Source organism: Dictyobacter halimunensis (genome assembly GCF_036245075.1).
In genome coordinates this window covers 3,273,745-3,291,960 of record NZ_BSRI01000002.1, presented here as the reverse complement: position 1 = coordinate 3,291,960, position 18,216 = coordinate 3,273,745, and the positions used below count along the sequence as shown (strand labels likewise).

Here is an 18,216-nt window from a genome sequence, read left to right as displayed (position 1 = left end):
TATTCAGACTTACACCACTTTTTCGATCTGAGCACCTAGAGTGCGCAATTTCATATCCAGATGCTCATAACCCCGTTCGATATGTTCAATGCCATAGACGATTGAGGTCCCTTCGGCGCAGAGGGCCGCGAGGATATACGAGCAGCCTGCCCGAATATCAGGGATATCCAGACGCGTAGCGACCAGCGGCGTCGGTCCACGCACCACGCAGCTATGCATATGTTGCTTTTCACGGAAGCGGCATGGAACCTCGCCCAGGCATTTCGGATAGAGACCGATATGGGCCCCCATGCGCTCCAGGGCGCTGGTATAGCCAAAGCGATCTTCATAGATCGTCTCGTGGATAACGGACATCCCCTGCGACTGCGTCAATAGCACCGTAAACGGCTGCTGCCAATCGGTCATAAAGCCAGGATGGACATCGGTCTCCAGCGAGATCGCGGGCGGGTTCTTGCTATCACCAATAAAGCGAATGCCCTCATCGTCGACCTCGAAGCGCAGGCCCATCTTCAACAGGGTATTCAGAAAAGAGAGCAAGGTGTCCTGCTGGGCGTGACGTAGATAGACATCGCCTCGTGTTAGATAGGCCGCGACGGCCAGCGAGACGGCCTCATTGCGATCGCTGACCAGGGTATGGCTGGCCCCATGCAAGGCATTCACCCCCTCGATCACAATACGCCGATCTACCTTAAATTCGATGATGGCGCCCATCTTTTGCAGCAGCTTGACCAGGTCAACGATCTCCGGCTCGGTGGCCGCGTTCTCGATAATGGTCACGCCTTTGGCTAAGGAGGCGGTAATTAACAGGTTCTCGGTCGCCATCACGCTGGGGAATGGCAGTGAAATAGTAGCGCCATGCAGGCGCCGGGGTGCGAGGCAATGATAATATCCATCCTTCTCAATGATCTCAGCGCCCATCTGCCGCAGCCCCTGGATATGAAAATTAATGGGCCGTGGACCGATGCGATCGCCGCCCGGCATAGGGATAACGGCCTCGCCACAGCGGTGCAGTAGCGGTCCGATCATCATTACACAAATACGATTGAGACCACCAACAGTACTTGAAACATGGTGGTCGCGCACAGCACTGGTACAAATGGAGAGTGAATGGTGCTCCCGGTCCAGTTGGACCTCGGAGCCCAGTTCATGGCACAGCTTGACGGTCAATTCTAGATCGCCCAGCAGCGGGATATTGCGCAATACACAGGTATCGGACGTTAAGAGAGAGGCGATCACCATCTTGGTGACCGCGTTTTTGGCGCCGCTCAGCGTTACCTCGCCCCGCAGCGGCGTGCCACCGGTGACGAGATAATGGGGAGCCTGCTGCTCTTCATAATCAAACATTACATTCTAGACCTTCCTACGGTTTTCCAGCATTTCCGGGCGCCTTCCATAGCCAGCGCAGCGCATTGAGACGGGAAGGGGGCGACATCACATTGCGCCTGAAACGGTGATCCGCCTTGCGCGCAAGGACCTGCTCCCGATCCAGGTCATCCAGGAGATCGAGAAAGTTATTAACGCTCTGCGCCACACCCTCAACCATCAAATAGCCCGATGGCTTCACAGCATCGCCCACCAGGTAGAGTCCCCCTACCTGCAAGCGCGACTGCACATCCTCTCCCTGTACTACGCGGTTGACCGGCCATTCGCCTCGATAGGTCCCCATCGTCAAGATCTGGCAGTGCTGATCAAAGGTCTCACCAAACATGGAACGCAGATCGGCCAGCGCCAGAGCCCGTTCCTCCTCAACATTGTTACTCTGAATAACCTGGTGGCTGATCAGCAGATGCTTGCCCGCCGGGGCGAGCGAAGGATCGCTGTTGGTCGGCTGCACCATGCCCGCGATGCGTTTGGTATCCAGGCAGTACATGATGCCTTTATGGGGAATCAACGAGACATCGCTGAGAATATGCACTTTCAGACCGACCGCCTCCTGAACGTCATCGGCCGAGCGCGCGAGCGCGCTATGATCTTCGGCGTACTTCTGCTTGAGCACATCCGACTGCTTGATACGCCGCTGCTGCAACAAAGCATTGGTCGCGCGTGGTCCGATGTCGCTGACGACCAGCGGCGCCCGCAGCAACAGCTCTTCACCTGTGGTCTTATTTTTGACCAGAACGCCCGTGGCGTGTCCCTCTTCCTGCTCGATGCCCAGAACCTCGGAGGAGAGCATAATCTCTCCATTATAGGTACCGATGATCTTTTCCAACTGATGAGTGATCGCGCCACAGCCCCCCTCAACAATCGCGGGCGCCCCGAAGCGAAACATATTTTTCGTGGTACGCACCACCTCGGCGGTACTGACCTGACTGAGTTCAAGACTCAAGGCGAAGCGGGAGATGCTGGCGAAAAAGGCCACCAGCTGGGGATTGTGCTCAACATTGATATGACGCTCAAGCCAGAGATCAAAGGGAAGCTGGCGCTCCTGCGCGCTCAACGGCCGGAAGAACATCAGATAGCCCAGGCGCAGAAACCAGGCAAACTGGCGTGGACCCAGAAAGCGGGCGACACCCAGCAATCCACGCGAACGATACTGCCGACCATGCACGTGAAACGAGCCAAAGACATCGGCGTCATAGAGACGATGGGGCACATTCAGGCGACGCAACATGTGCGATAGCACCCCACTACTCCCAAAGGGAACCATATGGACCGCGCCAGTACTAACCTGGACACCATGAAAGTTCTTGGCGGTAAAACGGCCACCGCTATGGGGCAAGCGCTCCACCACCACAACGTGTTTGCCGCGCTGCAAAAGATGGGCAGCACTGAGCAGGCCTCCCAGGCCCGCGCCAATAATTATCGCATCGAAATGCTTTACTGTATGCGTGCCAGCCACCGCTCCAGGCAGAGGCTCGACACGTGACGGTGCTTGTTTATACATGAGATTTCCGGCAAGCTAGCAAAATTGCTGCACACTGACACCTGACCATCCACGGGAGCTACCAGGTTCTATACAAAAATAGAGAGATCGCTGTAGATCATTACCGGGTGTAAAGCAGCGGGACAACCAGAAGAAATGAAAGGGCGGAGCCATATGTCCGCCCTGTAGAATATAAGAAGGCCACCGGTACGCGCTTACTTCTCTTCACCAATCAGACTACGTAACAGGCTATTGCACTCAGCCATCGTGTTCAGCACATTCTGATGAATCTGGAACACCTTATTGAGTTCGCGCGCCTTGCGAGCCAGTTTGGTCACATACTCGATGTCGCGGGGATTGTTCATCACATCTTCCATTAACTGGAGAAGCTCGGCCCAGGCCAGCGCCTCACGGCTCCTGGCAACGTCGGCGATCATACCATCCATGCGATCGGAAACACGGCGGATACCCGAGCGCAGCTGACTGGCGGTCTGGCTCACCTCAGTATCGTGGTTGCGCATCGCGTCCTGCGTCGAATTGAACTGCTCCTGCAACGACATGATCTGCCCATCCAGGGAAGAGAGGGCCGCCATCAGGGCGCTCATATCGGGCATAGATGGGGAGGACAGCGCGGAAAAACGGCTGAACGTGACATTATCAGTTGTGGGAACTGGCGAAGAAGGAACCGCATATGGGGTCTTGTCGATGCTGGCAGGTGCTGCAGGAGCAGGCTCCTCAGCCTCTTGCTCAGCCATCTCCGGCGCGGCAGGCTCCTCTTGAACAGGAGCGGGAGCAGGCACAGGCTCATAGTGCGAGATCGGCGCTTCCTCCTCGGGGGTCGGTGTCGCGGGCGGCTCGACTGGAGCAGGCTCAGCGGCTGGCGCATTAGCATTAGCATTATACATAGCGGCGGGCTCGGCGCTATCCATCGCGGCCGTACCGTAGTCATCGTTCTCGGAAATGGTGCCATGCTCATCATCGCGCGTGCGATAGGTGAAATCTTGATTGGCGGACATCCCCTGCGGCTCAGCAATAGTCGGCTGGTCCTCTACCTCATTTTCCTGTGTTCCATGCGCCCGGAAGAGCAGTTCGTGCTCACCGATGCCCACCTGGTCGCCATCCTGCAAAGCATAAGGAGTAGCTTCTTCGAGCTGTTGCCCATTCACAAAGGTGCCATTGGCGCTATGCTCATCGTGCAACAGATACTGATTATTTTCATAGCGAACCGTCGCATGACGGCGCGAGGTCAACTTATCCTTTGACAACAAAATATCACTGGTTGGAGCGCGACCAATCACGATTTCAGCCTTATCCAGCGGATACTCCTGGATCACATCACCGTTATCAGAGCGCAGAATAAACATAGCGGGCTCAGAGATTCTATCCATTGTGGCCTGCGTTGTTCCCGCTGGCTCACGTACAGTTGAAGCATCGGTGGGTGCGCCAAAGGCGGTTGGCGCGGCCAGATCAACATCACCCCAGGACTGACCACTGCCCGAAGCAGGACTCTGAGGAGCGCCATTCCACTCATCGGGGGCCGCAACGGTAGCTTCGCCGATTCCTGTCTGAGCCTGCTGACCTGAAGGTGAGGGAGTGGCAGGAAGCAGGCGATTACCACAATTCAAGCAGAAGTTGTCACCTTGCCGAGTCTCAGCCCCACAGTAGGGACACTTATCCATGATAAAAGTTCCTCCCAATTGGTATGCACGCATGAATATATATCGCGTACACGTAAAACTTCTGTCCATTATATCAGAAGTGTAAGTTGAGCGTCGAGTATAATTCTTTTTAACGAACAGTGTCCCATACTCCCTCTCCCCTGTCCAAAGAAGGGCAGATCCCATTACGACCATGCCCCCTCATTCTTTTCAGGACCCGCTCTGGTGAGTAAGGATTCAATGTAAAGGAACAAAAGTATACACACTACAATCGTTCCACTAATAGGACGAACGGAATGGATAAATTTCACGGCTCAATTTAAAAAGAAACCGGCCACTATTTCGCCGGGGTCCAGTCGACATCAGGTTGCAAGTTCTGGAACAATTGCTGCAACGTAGTGGTACTCCCACGGGCCGAGAAAACGATATTTGTCTGATCGCGAACACCATTACAGAGCTGGATCGGCACCTGGCTCCCTGAAGTGGCTGGAGTGCTGGCAGCCTTCGCATTGCTCGTCGAACTAGACGATTGGGAGACGTTGCATTGAAATGTGACGTTTTTGACGCGCACAGGCGCCTGTGAAAAGCTCAACGCATTCTGATCGGGCAACACATACGTAATCGTAAAGTTGCTGCCAAAGATCGGATCGCGCAACGAACCGGATACGTTCAGTAAGCAGGTACCGGCCGGTAACGTTTTGGGCAAATAAATGGTGAAACCCAGATTCTGCTTGACCGTATTCCAATCGGTGATCATCTTTGGTTTATCGTCGGACGGTCCCAGGTTGGTTGCCTTAGAAGCCACTGCCTGGGCATGGGACGAAGCCTGGTCGCGGAAAATTTCGCTTGGCTTACCACACCAGTTAAAAGAATTCAATGCGGCAGGCGCGGGGGTGGCTGTCGCACTCGCGCCGCCCGCAGGCCTGGAAGTGCTATTGCTATCACCCGTACAGGCGCTGATAAATAGAGAGAGACAGAAAAGCAAACAGGCCAGATAGACCAATGATCGCTTGCGCACATGTAGCCCGGCCACATCACGCCGCGAACGCCGACCTCCTTGATACAAGAGAGACATCAGAAGCTCCTTAAACATAGCATATATTGCATTCTCAACCATCAAATCAATTCATCCCGACCCAATCCCCTTCAGGCCACACATTATTTTTATGGCACTATTCTAATGAGAAAGAGAACTGTTACCGGTTTAGTATACTTTACACAACGAATGAGGGCTATGAGATAGCTCGCATTCTGGTACCAAATGCCTCAATTTAATAAGAATATCCCCCTCGTTATAGCATAACAGGGAATACATACAGCATGCTCGTTCTGGCAACAGGTATAATGGTCTAGAGGTACGAAAGGAGGGCTTTACAGCGTTTTGATTTAATGCTACCATTACACTCTGCCGTCACGAGATTACTATCAGAGATTTATTTTTGTCTAAAAACACCTATGCCTACAACTGATAACGTGCGCAGAGCGTATTAAAGAGCAAATTAAGACACTAGCTACAATAAACCAATCCCCAAAGGGGTGCTGCGTGTGAATGCAAAACAAATCTGGCAAACAGCTATCGAACGATTACGACCCAGGGTGAACTCTGCTGTTTTCACCACCTGGTTCCAGGGAACTTCGGCGCTCTCATTTCAAGATGGCGTCTTTATTATCCGTGTTCCCACCACCTTTGCGAAAGCGCAGCTAGAGACACGCTTTCAGGAACTCATTCGTTCTACGCTGATAGACATTACCGGCGGTCCGGTCGAGGTGCGCTTTGAAGTGACCAAAGAGCAGCCGGCCGCATCTGATAATGGGGGCGACCAATCGCCTACCAGTCGCCCGGCCAAACGCACCTACCGCCTTGCCAAAGGACGCCTGTCCGCACCATTGCGTGGGAAGCGAGCGACCCCACCGGAGACAACGCCCGCGCTCAATTCAATGGCCCCATCTGCTCCACAAGACAATGCCTACCGTCAGAAGAAAGAGGACTATGGTATTCCGCCTCGGCCACCGGTAAATTATAAGCAAGAGCAAACGCCGTCGACCACTTCACCTTATGCCGCTCCCTATCCCGAGAAAAATGGGGCCACGGAACCCACTCGTAAGGAGTCGCCGAGCAGCCAGGAATATAGCCCGGTCCATCCCAGTGCCGAGGGCCTGCTGATGAATCCACGCTATACATTTAGCGCCTTTATCGTGGGCAAATCCAATAAGCTGGCACACGCCACCTCGCTGGCCGTAGCTGAGAATCCTGGACGTATCTATAATCCCCTCTTTTTATATGGGGGAGTCGGCCTGGGCAAGACCCATCTACTACACGCGATCGGGCACGCAGGCGAGAGCGCTGGTTTGCACGTTCTCTACACCACCTCGGAAAAGTTTACCAACGAGATTATTAACGCCATTCGCTTTCAAAAAACGGAGGAGTTCCGCTCCAAGTATCGTCAGATCGATATCCTGCTGGTTGATGATATCCAATTTATCGCTGGCAAAGAATCGACTGAAGAAGAGTTCTTCCATACCTTTAACTCGCTACATAACGCGAATAAGCAGATCGTGGTCACCAGCGATCGCCCACCCAAGGCGATCAGTAGCCTGCAAGATCGTCTGCGCTCACGCTTCGAATGGGGCTTGCTGGCCGATGTCCAGCCACCTGAATACGAGCATCGCCTGGCCATTTTGCGTTCAAAATGTGACTCGCTGCGCTTCACCGTACCGGCCAGCGTCATCGAATATATCGCGCGCCCAACCTGTAGCAGCGTGCGTGAACTGGAAGGCGCGCTCAATCGCGTCATCGCCTATGCGACCCTGCACGATGCTCCGCTGACCATCAGCCTGGCGGCGCAGGCGCTGGAGCATATTTATGACAAGAAACCACCGGCCCCCTCAAATCTCACGGTGAACGACGTCCTGGATGGCATCTGCCGCTATTACAACGTCAATCAAGAGTTGCTGCGTGGCAAGCAGCGCGATCGAGATATCGTCTGGCCGCGCCAGGTGGCGATGTACCTGATGCGCGAAGAGACCAGCGCGTCACTCCTGCAGATAGGTACGGCCCTCGGCGGTCGCGACCACACGACCATCATGCATGGCTGGGAGAAAGTTCATGCTGAGATGGGTAATAATGATCAGGTGAGGCAGGAGATTGCCTCGGTTCTTGATTCTCTGCAAAATCGCTCTTTTTAATTACAGAAAGTTCAAAATAAGAGAAATTCGATGCGTGCGCTACCGCGCACGCATCGAATTTCTCTTATTTTGAACTTTCTGTCTATTGATAGAGATGGTGTATAATACAAACCAAAAACGAGTATCCGTTACCCTTATTAGGAGCTACTTCGTATGCAACGACAACAACAACAACCCGCCAGCTACGATCTGCTGGCGGTCTTCCCCGATGAGGACAAGGCCGGGACAGCCTCGGACAAACTTAAAAAAGCAGGCTTTAAGGATGAGGAGATTCATCAGCTTCCCGCTGGTATGGTTGGGAGCGGCCAGTTCCGCGAGCACGGCCCTAACCAGGCGCGGGGCGATATCTTCCTGCAGACACAGCGTTCAAGACCCAATCCGGCCATTATCGTGCTGTTCGCCATTTTATGTTGTCTGATCGTGACCGGGCTGACCTTTGCCGCCACCTTCGCGCTACCACATTTGCCAGAACCGACCACCCTGCTGGTAGGTGCCGCGGTTGGCCTGGTGCTGGGCGTTATCCTTGGTTCGCTACGGCGTGGACGCGTACGGGGAGCCATTGGCCAGGAAACGAAAACACCCCCACCGCCCTCACCCCGGCAACTGGAGGGGAAGCTCAATGTAATCGCCCTGCGCTTTGATGATCCAGAGAATATCAGCCGCAATTCACGGGCGCGAGCCATCCTCCTCAACAATCAGGGCCGCATCGACCGGAGTGTGAGCCGCCAGGAATAAAGCGTTTCAAACAAAAAAACATCCTGCCTCTAGAAGCAGGATGTTTTTTGTTATAGGATTGTTAGCCAGGACACTAGTAAAATGCGTAACTCTTGGTTACAATAGATTTGGAATGCTTAAGAAGCCATCATACTGTTTACTAATGGAGAGACTATCCATGTCCAAGGATCAGTGGACTGTAACACGTTTGCAGGTAAGACCGGAAGAAGTCGTACTCGACCGTACTAAGCTGCTTCCACCTTATAAAGTTATCGTCCATAATGATGACTATAACGAAATGAACTATGTCATCTTTGCTCTGGTGCATGCTGTCAACACATTGACCGTTCCAGAAGCAGAGCGCATTATGCTGACAGCACATCTAACCGGGCAGGCTATCGTTGTGGTTTGCCCCCGGGAAGTGGCTGAATATTACCAAGAACGATTATTAAGTTACAATCTAACAGCAACGATTGAACCAGAATAAAGAGAAAAGCGGCCTACCGGTCGCTTTTCTCTTTATTCTGGTTCAATCGTTGCATGCAAATGCCATGGCTATTACTCGGGCAACCATTCTTAAGCGTCCATCGTATTATATGTGCAATAGCAAACATGCAGGTATAACGCAAGGTTTATCACGCGGTTCTGTGATCCCTTAATAAACCAGTACGGAAGTACCTATACAAGCTTGCTTTATTGACGTTCCCAACCCAGAAAGATAGAATGCTTAGTCGCTCGGATGTCATACCATACATGTTATTTTTATTTGTACAAAAGAACTTTTGGGAGACGTTCGCTGAGATTAGCTGACACTGAAGGTGCCAGATGATGCTGTTATATCACGCTCCATCAGGAGGGGAGAAATCATGGTTCACTTATGGGGTTCCAAAACCAAAGAAGAGACTGAGATCAGCAAATCAGCTCTAGGTGAATGTGCTGCGGGCGCAATTGCTGTCGTCATTAGCGGCGAAAAGCTTGACGCCAATCTTGTCTATCTTGGTTGCCAGATGGCAAAAGGAGCCAAACGTAAGGTCCATCTCGTTCATGTCATCGAAGTGCCACGTGCATTGCCACTAAAAGCCGTCCTTACCCAGGAATCCGAACGCGCGGACCAGATGCTCAATTCAGCTATGACAATTGCTGATCGCGTGGGTTGCGAAGCAGTTGCTGAAGTTGTGCAGGCGCGCGATGCGGGTCCCGCTATCGTCGATGAAGCGAGAGATCACAATTGTGCATTGTTGTTAATTGGTTTGATGCGCCATAATGGGAAGAGTCAAAGTGAACTAAACAAGACCGTCTCGTATGTGCTGGCGAACGCGCCCTGCCGCGTCTGGCTGGTGCAAGATCCACCACCAGGAAACGCAGTGCATCAATAGGCGTCTATCCAGGCGTGTGACGTAGAGATACCCATATGTCATCATTAGTAGAAGAGAGTTCCACCTCATCATAGTTGTCAGGGGAGACGTGACTGTCTCCCATGCACACCCTCCACACTCGTAAAAACACACTTTTGAAAAGATGCAGTACAATCAGTCTTAAGAGAGAACTGAACTGAAGGGAATTCGGGCTTTTTCCATAGGGAACTGATACGTATATAGCTATGTATACGTATTACTAAGTGTAGCTGCAATTTAAAACACATCTAACAGACAGTGTGTTGGGGGAGAAATTATGATGAAAGACGACTCAAACAATCAGAGCCAGGTAGAACTCCCAGTAAGAGATTACTATAAAGCGCTGCATCAGGCGGCACTCACTATTTCGTCAAGCCTGGAGCTTGACCAGGTTTTACAGAGCGTAGTGATCAGTATCACGGAAGCAATGCAGGTGAAAGCCTGTGCATTACGTCTCCTAGACCCTGATACGGGACAATTGCAGTTGAGCGCGGTAAATGGGTTGAGCAACGAATACCTGTCCAAGGGGCCGGTCAACGTTGGTAGTAGTCCCATTGATAGCGAGGCGCTCAAAGGCTCACCTATCTACATCCCCGATGTACGCATCGATCCACGGTTCCATTATAAAGATGCCGCCCGCCACGAGGGGCTGGTTTCGGTACTGTGTGTGCCATTGGAGGTACATGGCAGCGCTATTGGCGTTATGCGCGTCTATACAAATAAACCAACCGATTTTGTGGAAGACGACATTCAATTCCTGTCGGTGCTGGCCAGCCTGGCCGCCTTAGCCATCGAAAACGCCCGCCTCTATGAGAATATTCGTAGCTCTTATCATGGAGTCATGAATGCCTTCTGGGGCACCCATGTCTCCCTGTGATGTGTGAATAATATGCACGGTGGCGCCTTATGGCGTGATCCGTGTATTGGTTAGATAGGGTGAAGTAAATTGTGTAAACTCTCCAGCTCGTCGGCCAGGTACCGGGAAAAGACGGGCGGAGAGTGGTTTTTGGTAGCGAACCGCCAGGGTCGCGACATCCATTAACAGATGCGCGATATGCTCCGGTGTGCTATCACCCGCCAGGGGAATAGTATCTAATCCCGTTCCACAGACCGCTGAATAGAGCAAGAGCTGATGGGCATTCACAGTTCCTTCCGCCCAGCGTTGCCCCAGGACTGTGTCCTCCAAAACCGGCAACATCAGACCATTATAACCGCAGGTGGGCAGAGAGGTACTCTTCAGAGCCGAGGTCAGGGCCGCGGCCACCGCCAGGGTACCCGGCGCGCCTAGCCGACCATAGCCGCATAGCTCCATAGCCCGCACGATGCTCACGTCACCCATAGGAGCGGGCGATAGATCAACCCCACCAAACTGCAGAGCAGCGTCCCGCGCCACGTGTTGTCCCAGTGTCACAATAGGGCGCACCCGTTCCTCAAGCAATGTGCTGACGCTCTCGCTGACCTGGTTGAGATCCAGCGCCCTCCGCCCATCCGCCTGCAGCGTCTGCAGCGCCTCGGTGATCAGAGACGCGCCCTGCAGACCTATACTCAGGCTGGCCGGACCCGCGTGGTAGGCGGCCGGGAAAAAGGGACTGCCCGGAGCGACGCAGGCCAGCATGGCGAAGCGGAAGTTGCCAAAGCCTTCCGGCGTCTCATGGGCAAGGCGCAGCATCAATTGCGCGATGGGCAGCGCGGCCTCCGCGCGCATGCCATGCTCGGCGTCCGCCAGGCTCACCGTGGCGCTCAATGCATTGGTGGCGATCAGGATATCGCCCAGCAGACGCAGGCGCTCCAAAGGAAAAGCCGGACGCGCAGCGAACGCGGTCCCCAGAGAGCAATATTCTATCCCCAGTTCATTCAGCAATAACTGCCGCTCCTGCACATACTCAAGAACGGCGTGCGCGGGCCACTCGGCCAGGTCATCAAACAGGGGACGTGTTGAGAGCCGTAACGTCTGCAGCTCATAGCCTGCGTCCTCATACCGTACGCGCGCGCGCTGCAGGGTTCGCCACGCGTCCACCAGGGTCTGATGCTCTATTGGATGGGCCTGCGCGATGCCCAGTGTCATAGTTCGAATCGTTGGTAACGACATATCCTTCCTCACTTCCAGGTCTGGCTACCTTTACTACGAAGGCATTATAGCATTCTCAGCCTTAGCAAGCGTGCATTATTTAATACCCTTGTTATACCTTGGGATGTGTAAGCCGTGGTATGACGCTTATTATTTGACAGAACAATTTTTAGTATGCCAGAATAGATGAATAGTTAAATGTATTTATACCGGAAAAAGAGTAATATTTGAACGGAGGACACCGATGTTCCACCAGATACTCACCCCGGTCGCTGGGAGCCTCTTTCTCTCACTTATCGTTGGTTTTATCCCCATTATTGTTGTACTCGTATTATTAGGTATTGTGCGCCGTCCCGCATGGCAGGCCGCGTTGGCCGGTTTGATCATTGGACTGCTCATCGCCATCCTGGTCTGGCAGGTGCCCATCCAGCAGGCGGCCAGTTCTACCCTCAATGGGTTCGCGTTCGCGCTGTTTCCAGTGATGTGGATCGTCTGGAATGCGATGTGGCTGTATAATATCGCGGTACGCTCCGGCAAGTTCGAACTGTTTCGGCGCTGGATGGTCTACAATGTGCCGCCCGATAAGCGCATCTTGCTCCTGATCATCGGTTTTAGCTTTGGAGCGCTGATGGAGGGTGTAGCCGGCTTCGGCACGCCGGTCGCGATCGGCAGCGCCCTGCTGATCGCCCTCGGCTTTCCCGCCCTCGAAGCGGTCACCCTGACTCTGATCTTTAACACGACGCCGGTCGCCTTTGGGGCGCTGGGAGTGCCAATCACCACCCTGTCCAGCGTCACCGGTCTACACGCCGGTCCCCTGGCGGCGATGGTGGGTCGACAGCTACCATTCTTCGCCCTGTTCTTACCCTTCTACGCCATGGTCGTCTTCACCGGCTTCCGCAGTCTGCGCACCATCTGGCCAGCCGCCCTGGTGGCCGGGCTCTCCTTCGCCCTGATGCAGTTTACGATCTCGAACTTTGTGGGACCGGAACTGCCGGATGTGCTGGCCTCTCTCTTCTCACTGATCTGTGTCATCCTCTTTGTGCAGGTCTGGAAACCACGCGACATCGAACAATATCGCGCTACCTTCGCGCCCGTCGTAAGGGGCATCGATACCGGCGGCAACGAGGTCGAAACGGGTATCAATGCAGCCGACGTAGCGCAGGAGGAGGACCGAAACGGCAGAGAGGGGAACGCAATCCAGAAGCCAACCACGCAGGAAGCCATCCTGGCCTGGCTCCCCTGGCTGCTAGTAAGCATCATCGTAATCGCCTGGACCTTTTTAAAGGTTCCCGCCCTGGGGGCGATGAATATCCACTGGGCCGGCCTGGATAAGCAGATCTTCCTCACCCTCTACAATAAGCCCTATGCCGCGATCTATGCCTTCCAGCCGCTCGGAACAGGCACGGCCATTTTACTGACCGTCATCGTGACCGCGCTCGTCATGATCGCCACCGGATCAAGCGCCAACATCATCTGGCTATCCCTGGTCGATACCTGGCGCCAGTTGCGCTTCCCAATCCTCACGGTCATGCTCATTATCGGACTGGCCTATCTATACAACTACTCCGGCATGTCATATACGCTGGGCCTGGCCATCTCCAAAGTCGGCTTTATCTTCCCCTTCTTCTCGGTCTTCCTGGGCTGGATCGCCTGCTTCCTGAGTGGAAGTGATACCTCCAGCAACGCCCTCTTTGGCAATCTCCAGGTGGTAGCGGCGCGGCAATTAAATCTCAGTCCCGTGCTGATGGCGGCCAGCAACAGCAGTGGCGCGGTCATGTCGAAGATGATCAGCCCCCAGAACGTCAGCACCGGCGTATCGACCACGGAGCTGAATGGGAAAGAAGGCTTGATCATCCGGCGTACCTTTTTCCACAGCATCATTCTCGCGACCATCCTGGGCATCATCGTGATGATCCAGCAATACCTGATCCCGGGCATTATCCCTCATTAAGCCCGGATATTTACCGGAACGAGCGGGAAGGGCTGGGCGAACCCGGCCCTTCCCGCTCGTTCCGGTAAACCCAGAATGCCTCACGATCTTGACGAAATTATGTTCTTCCCGTACACTTTCAGCATACCGAGCAAATAAGGGGGGAGTGTACTAACATGCAAATTCACGAGGCGGATCAACAGCAGCCAAAAGAGGCCAGACAACGCCAGGAGTGCTTTCTATGTACGCTTGATCCCAAACAGCCATGCCATACTCCCCAGCTCTCCGGGCGGCTCGTAGCGGCCCAGGAACGCCAGCTGCAGGGGGAACGCGTGCCGATCATCACATTGGATACCGGCACCGAACGCGTCGAGGTACAGCTAGAGGACCACTATTATCGCAGCCTGATCAAGGAGATCAAGGCTCGTGACATCGCCCCCTACACGTTGAAGGTTCAGTTCTATCATCTGCCACACGAGCCTGTGGTGATCGAATATAAAAACGGCACGCGGCGGCGCTATGTGGGCAACTCCTATACCCTGGCTGTGCTGGAGTCAGATATCCTGCTGAACATCACCGCCCTCAACCAGGCCGAATATTGTACGCGCCAGTATCTGCTGAACCGGCTCATCCCGTCCTCCGCCAACTCGGCGACCATTCGCGGAAACATCGTGCACTACTGCTTCAAGGAGCTGCTCAAAGAGCATGATCGCGGCACCTTTACTGGCGACACACAGCAACCACAAGAGACCGAGACGCCACTGCAGGTAATGCAGCGGCACCTGGACCAGGCCCTTGACCTCAACAGCATCGATATCGCCCTTGCGGATGTCTCGGTCGAGACGATGCGCTCGGATGTACAGCCACACCTGGAGAGCCTGGCGCGCTGGTACGAGAGTGAGAGCAATACACTGTGGACGTTGCCCGGTGTTGTTGCCGATGACCAGCAAGCTGAGGTGGGCAACCAGGTGCGCGCCGAGACGTTCCTGCTGGCGCCAGAGATCGGTCTGCGCGGTCGCCTGGATCTTTTCTGGCAGCAGACTGGCCAGCAACGGTTGCTGGAACTGAAGACCGGCGGTGCCAGCGGGGAGTTGCCGAAGCGCGACCATCGCTGGCAGGTACTGGGTTATCACGCCTTGCTGGCGGTACGCCGCCAGTCAAAGATGAAGCGCGCCTTTGCCACCCTGCTCTATAGCGGCACACCGGGGAAGGCGCAATCATTTGGCATTCGCGCCAGTATCCGTGAGATCCAGCGCGTCAACGAGACACGCAACAATCTGATCCTCAACCACGTCACCGGCATCCCATCGGCGCCACCGGGACCTTCACGCTGCAGCAAGTGCGCCATGCTCGAACATTGCCAGACAGTCTCAGCGCTCCTACAGTGGCAGCCACCGGAGCTAGCACAACCCGAAGGCTCCGATCAGCCAGCAGTCAACGGATTAGAAGAGGAGAGCACATCCCGGCCAAACACCAGGGTGCCCCGCACGATTCTTCCGGCCGAGCGCGCATTCTTCAGCAAATATTATCACCTGCTGCAGATCGAGGGGCAGGCGGGAGAGCAGCAGCAGGCACTGCTCTGGCTGACACCGGTCGAAGAGCGTATCGAACGCGGCAGCGCGATCCAGGGACTGACACCGGTCAAGCAGCCAGAGATCCAGAGTGATGGCTGGTCCCTGACCTTTCGCTGCGCCAATACCTCCGAGCTACGCGAGGGCGACGAGATTCTGCTCAGCGATGGCAACCCGGTCGCGGGCGAAGTGGTCAGCGGCACCATTACCGCCATCAGCGCCGAGCATGTCAGCGTCTGGACGCGTGAGTTGATCGCGCAGCCACAGCTCATCGATCGCTACGACAACGATCTTGTCCATGTGCGCACGCTACAAAATCTGGTGCGCTGGCACCACGTCCCCTCACATATGCAGGACCTGGTGGCTGGCAAGATCCGCCCCCGCTTCATGAATGAGGAGATCACTGGTCGCGCCGACTTCAATCGCGAGCAGAATCTGGCCGTGCTGCGGGCTATGCAGATGAAGGATTACCTGCTCATCCATGGTCCTCCCGGCACCGGTAAGACCAGCGTCATCGCCGAGATCGTGAAACGTCTGACCGATCAGGGCCAGCGTATCATGCTGGCCGCCTTCACCAACCAGGCCGTCGACAACATGTTAAAAAGGCTGCGGCGGGAAGGCTTTACACAGTTCCTGAGACTGGGCAGTGAGCGCAGCGTCAGCGATGAGATCAAACCCTGGCTGCTCAAAGAACGGCTCAAGGTCGCGCAACAGACGCTGGCCAATGGAGAAAAGGTAAAAGACGATCCATTTCATCCCGATCCATCTTACCAGGATCTCGTCTTTGATATGCTGTATACCACGCCCGTGGTGGCCTCGACGACCGCCACCTGGTCTTCGGATAAATACACGCCCACCACGGGCAGCAACGGTGAAACAGGAAGCACCAGTGCGGGCTTCGCCTTCGATGTCGCCATCATCGATGAGGCCGGTCAGCTGACCATTCCGGCCATCCTGGGCGCCCTGCGTTTCGCGCGCCGCTTTATCCTGGTGGGAGACGAAAAACAGCTCCCGCCACTGGTGCTCAGCCCCGAAGCCAGCGAAGCGGGTCTGGCCGACTCGCTCTTCAGCTTTTTGAAGCAGCGGGACGATGAATATATGAATCAGCACCCACTCGATGTCAGCGCCTGCGTGCCGCTGCTGACCCAGTATCGCATGAACAAGTGGATCTCGAACTTTTCATCCACCGTCTTTTATGGCCAGAAGTTGTTGGCCCATCCTTCAGTAGCCAATCGCCGTCTGCCCACCCTACCCGCATCACGCCTGCTCCAGTTGCAGAAAACGGAACAAGAGGCGGTCCACAAAGCGCTGGACCCCAGATTTCCGCTCGTCTTCTGGGATGTGCGAGATCAAGAGGCCAGCCCGGAATCCAAACAAAACAACGCGGAGGCGCGCGCCGTACGCGAGCTGGTAGCTGGCTTGCTGGCGCGCGGCATCCAGCCGCAGGATATCGGGATTATCGCTCCCTACCGGGCGCAGGTCGCCAATATCCGTCGCCACCTGTTCGCCACCCATCCCGAGAGCAACTGGCAGGCCCTGCCAACCGATACGGCGTTGAGCGTTGATACCGTGGACCGTTTTCAAGGGGGTGAGCGCCTGGTCATGATTATATCGTTCGCCACCAGCCATGAGCCAGCCAGCGAAAGTCAGCGCCGCCAGTTTCTGATCAATCCGCATCGCCTGAACGTGGCCCTGACACGCGCGCAACGCAAGCTTATCCTGGTTGGCTGCGCGCCTGCGCTCGAAAAACTGCCCACCTTTTCCCGCCTGATCACTTATTGCAGGAGTATGAACACCCTGCTGGCCGAACCGGTCATGATCACCACCCGCTAGTGGACACCATGACCGATTGCATGGCATTTATAGGGAATGCAGATCGACCAGGCCTTTCTTCATGGCATAGATAACCAGTTGGGCACGATCGTAGACAGCCAGCTTATGGTAAATGTTGCTGATATGGTTGCGCACCGTCTTCTCGCTCACCTGCAGAATGCGCGCGATCTCCTTCACCACCAGTCCTTGCGCGATCAAGATGATCAGCTCACGCTCACGCGCGGTCAGGCCATCATATTGCGGCCCCTCCTCGACGTCCTGTTTGCTCTGTGCCTGATAAGACAGCGCGGCCGATGTAGAGACGGGCATTGGAATATCTATATTCAGACGTGTGCCCTGGCGCGGCATACTTTCAATGGTGATACGCCCACCCAGCATCAAGACACGTTCGCGCAGACCGTGTAATCCCTGGTGCCAGCCGTGGGTTGAGCCAACCGAGGCGAAAGCGCTAACCATGCCTACGCCATCATCACAAACATGCATATGCAGACAGCCCTCGGCCCCGGACAGGTGCACAACGATCGCCGAGGCGTCGGCATGTTTACATACATTGATGATAGCCTCACGCACAACCTGATAGAGATTGGAGGCATACTCAACAGGCAATTGGTGCGGCCAACTATTGCATTCGAAGGTAACGTGATAGCCCGCGTCCTGCATGCTTTTAAGCATCCCCAGGATATGCTCAATAAAATCGAAGTTGCCCAACACCGCTGGCCGCATGCCGCTCAACGTCTGACGCAAGGACAGCAAGCTATTACGAGCCAGTACATACCAGTTCTCAGCATTCTCGCTCAGCTCATGTTCAAAGAACGGCTGGGCACGAAACTGCTCAAGGTCGGTCACCAGAGCAACCAGAGACTGGACAACGCCATCGTGCAACTCGCGCGCAAGGCGGCGGCGTTCCTCATTTTGCGTCACATGAACATCGGAAAACCCGGTAACATCTAGCATTATACTCTTCCTTCCTCCGCATACCACATTGCTACCGTGATGACT

General features: G+C 54.8%; 13 protein-coding genes. 7 read left to right on the top strand and 6 right to left on the bottom strand.

The features are described from left to right. Window positions 1-9 precede the first annotated feature (9 nt). The 4 genes from murA to AABA21_RS27725 form a co-directional block, all read right to left on the bottom strand. Window positions 10-1,344: a UDP-N-acetylglucosamine 1-carboxyvinyltransferase gene (murA, locus tag AABA21_RS27740; protein ID WP_338255220.1), complete on the bottom strand. Its 1,335-nt coding sequence runs from the start codon at window positions 1,342-1,344 to the stop codon at window positions 10-12. Window positions 1,345-1,360: 16 nt separating this feature from the next. Next, a complete protein-coding gene (locus AABA21_RS27735) occupies window positions 1,361-2,884 on the bottom strand; it encodes a phytoene desaturase family protein (protein ID WP_338255219.1) in 1,524 nt (507 codons plus the stop codon). A gap of 194 nt (window positions 2,885-3,078) precedes the next feature. After that, on the bottom strand, window positions 3,079-4,542 hold the full coding sequence (locus AABA21_RS27730) for an FHA domain-containing protein (RefSeq protein WP_338255216.1): 1,464 nt from the start codon (window positions 4,540-4,542) through the stop codon (window positions 3,079-3,081). Between the two features lie 316 nt (window positions 4,543-4,858). Next, window positions 4,859-5,596 carry a hypothetical protein gene (locus AABA21_RS27725; protein ID WP_338255215.1) on the bottom strand — a complete coding sequence of 246 codons (738 nt, stop codon included), beginning with the start codon at window positions 5,594-5,596 and terminating at the stop codon, window positions 4,859-4,861. A 470-nt stretch (window positions 5,597-6,066) separates the two neighbouring features. On the opposite strand from AABA21_RS27725, the gene dnaA reads away from it, so the two are divergent. The 5 genes from dnaA to AABA21_RS27700 all read left to right on the top strand — a co-directional run bounded on the left by dnaA (window position 6,067) and on the right by AABA21_RS27700 (window position 10,692). Next, window positions 6,067-7,707 carry a chromosomal replication initiator protein DnaA gene (dnaA, locus tag AABA21_RS27720; RefSeq protein ID WP_338255214.1) on the top strand — a complete coding sequence of 547 codons (1,641 nt, stop codon included), beginning with the start codon at window positions 6,067-6,069 and terminating at the stop codon, window positions 7,705-7,707. A gap of 153 nt (window positions 7,708-7,860) precedes the next feature. Beyond that, on the top strand, window positions 7,861-8,442 hold the full coding sequence (locus AABA21_RS27715) for a hypothetical protein (RefSeq protein WP_338255212.1): 582 nt from the start codon (window positions 7,861-7,863) through the stop codon (window positions 8,440-8,442). Between the two features lie 157 nt (window positions 8,443-8,599). Then, window positions 8,600-8,908, top strand: a complete 309-nt coding sequence (locus AABA21_RS27710; RefSeq protein ID WP_338255211.1) for an ATP-dependent Clp protease adaptor ClpS — start codon at window positions 8,600-8,602, stop codon at window positions 8,906-8,908. Between the two features lie 379 nt (window positions 8,909-9,287). Further along, window positions 9,288-9,797, top strand: a complete 510-nt coding sequence (locus tag AABA21_RS27705; protein ID WP_338255209.1) for a universal stress protein — start codon at window positions 9,288-9,290, stop codon at window positions 9,795-9,797. A 295-nt stretch (window positions 9,798-10,092) separates the two neighbouring features. Further along, window positions 10,093-10,692 carry a GAF domain-containing protein gene (locus AABA21_RS27700; RefSeq protein WP_338255208.1) on the top strand — a complete coding sequence of 200 codons (600 nt, stop codon included), beginning with the start codon at window positions 10,093-10,095 and terminating at the stop codon, window positions 10,690-10,692. 27 nt (window positions 10,693-10,719) lie between these two features. Here the strand turns inward: AABA21_RS27700 and AABA21_RS27695 are convergent, their stop codons facing one another. Beyond that, on the bottom strand, window positions 10,720-11,904 hold the full coding sequence (locus AABA21_RS27695; protein ID WP_338255206.1) for a DUF711 family protein: 1,185 nt from the start codon (window positions 11,902-11,904) through the stop codon (window positions 10,720-10,722). A 223-nt stretch (window positions 11,905-12,127) separates the two neighbouring features. On the opposite strand from AABA21_RS27695, the gene AABA21_RS27690 reads away from it, so the two are divergent. Next, window positions 12,128-13,834, top strand: a complete 1,707-nt coding sequence (locus AABA21_RS27690; RefSeq protein ID WP_338255205.1) for an L-lactate permease — start codon at window positions 12,128-12,130, stop codon at window positions 13,832-13,834. Between the two features lie 155 nt (window positions 13,835-13,989). After that, complete coding sequence (locus tag AABA21_RS27685; RefSeq protein ID WP_338255203.1) at window positions 13,990-17,217, top strand: AAA domain-containing protein; 3,228 nt, start codon at window positions 13,990-13,992, stop codon at window positions 17,215-17,217. 27 nt (window positions 17,218-17,244) lie between these two features. Here the strand turns inward: AABA21_RS27685 and AABA21_RS27680 are convergent, their stop codons facing one another. After that, window positions 17,245-18,171 carry a helix-turn-helix transcriptional regulator gene (locus tag AABA21_RS27680; protein WP_338255202.1) on the bottom strand — a complete coding sequence of 309 codons (927 nt, stop codon included), beginning with the start codon at window positions 18,169-18,171 and terminating at the stop codon, window positions 17,245-17,247. Window positions 18,172-18,216 lie beyond the last annotated feature (45 nt).

Excerpts from the sequence above, each read along its gene's own strand:
- AABA21_RS27725 (WP_338255215.1), bottom strand. The coding sequence starts at position 5,596 with ATGTCTCTCTTGTATCAAGGAGGTCGGCGTTCGCGGCGTGATGTGGCC.
- AABA21_RS27690 (WP_338255205.1), top strand. The coding sequence starts at position 12,128 with ATGTTCCACCAGATACTCACCCCGGTCGCTGGGAGCCTCTTTCTCTCA.
- AABA21_RS27730 (WP_338255216.1), bottom strand. The coding sequence starts at position 4,542 with ATGGATAAGTGTCCCTACTGTGGGGCTGAGACTCGGCAAGGTGACAAC.
- AABA21_RS27700 (WP_338255208.1), top strand. The coding sequence starts at position 10,093 with ATGATGAAAGACGACTCAAACAATCAGAGCCAGGTAGAACTCCCAGTA.
- AABA21_RS27695 (WP_338255206.1), bottom strand. The coding sequence starts at position 11,904 with ATGTCGTTACCAACGATTCGAACTATGACACTGGGCATCGCGCAGGCC.
- AABA21_RS27715 (WP_338255212.1), top strand. The coding sequence starts at position 7,861 with ATGCAACGACAACAACAACAACCCGCCAGCTACGATCTGCTGGCGGTC.
- murA (WP_338255220.1), bottom strand. The coding sequence starts at position 1,344 with ATGTTTGATTATGAAGAGCAGCAGGCTCCCCATTATCTCGTCACCGGT.
- AABA21_RS27680 (WP_338255202.1), bottom strand. The coding sequence starts at position 18,171 with ATGCTAGATGTTACCGGGTTTTCCGATGTTCATGTGACGCAAAATGAG.
- AABA21_RS27710 (WP_338255211.1), top strand. The coding sequence starts at position 8,600 with ATGTCCAAGGATCAGTGGACTGTAACACGTTTGCAGGTAAGACCGGAA.
- AABA21_RS27685 (WP_338255203.1), top strand. The coding sequence starts at position 13,990 with ATGCAAATTCACGAGGCGGATCAACAGCAGCCAAAAGAGGCCAGACAA.
- AABA21_RS27735 (WP_338255219.1), bottom strand. The coding sequence starts at position 2,884 with ATGTATAAACAAGCACCGTCACGTGTCGAGCCTCTGCCTGGAGCGGTG.
- AABA21_RS27705 (WP_338255209.1), top strand. The coding sequence starts at position 9,288 with ATGGTTCACTTATGGGGTTCCAAAACCAAAGAAGAGACTGAGATCAGC.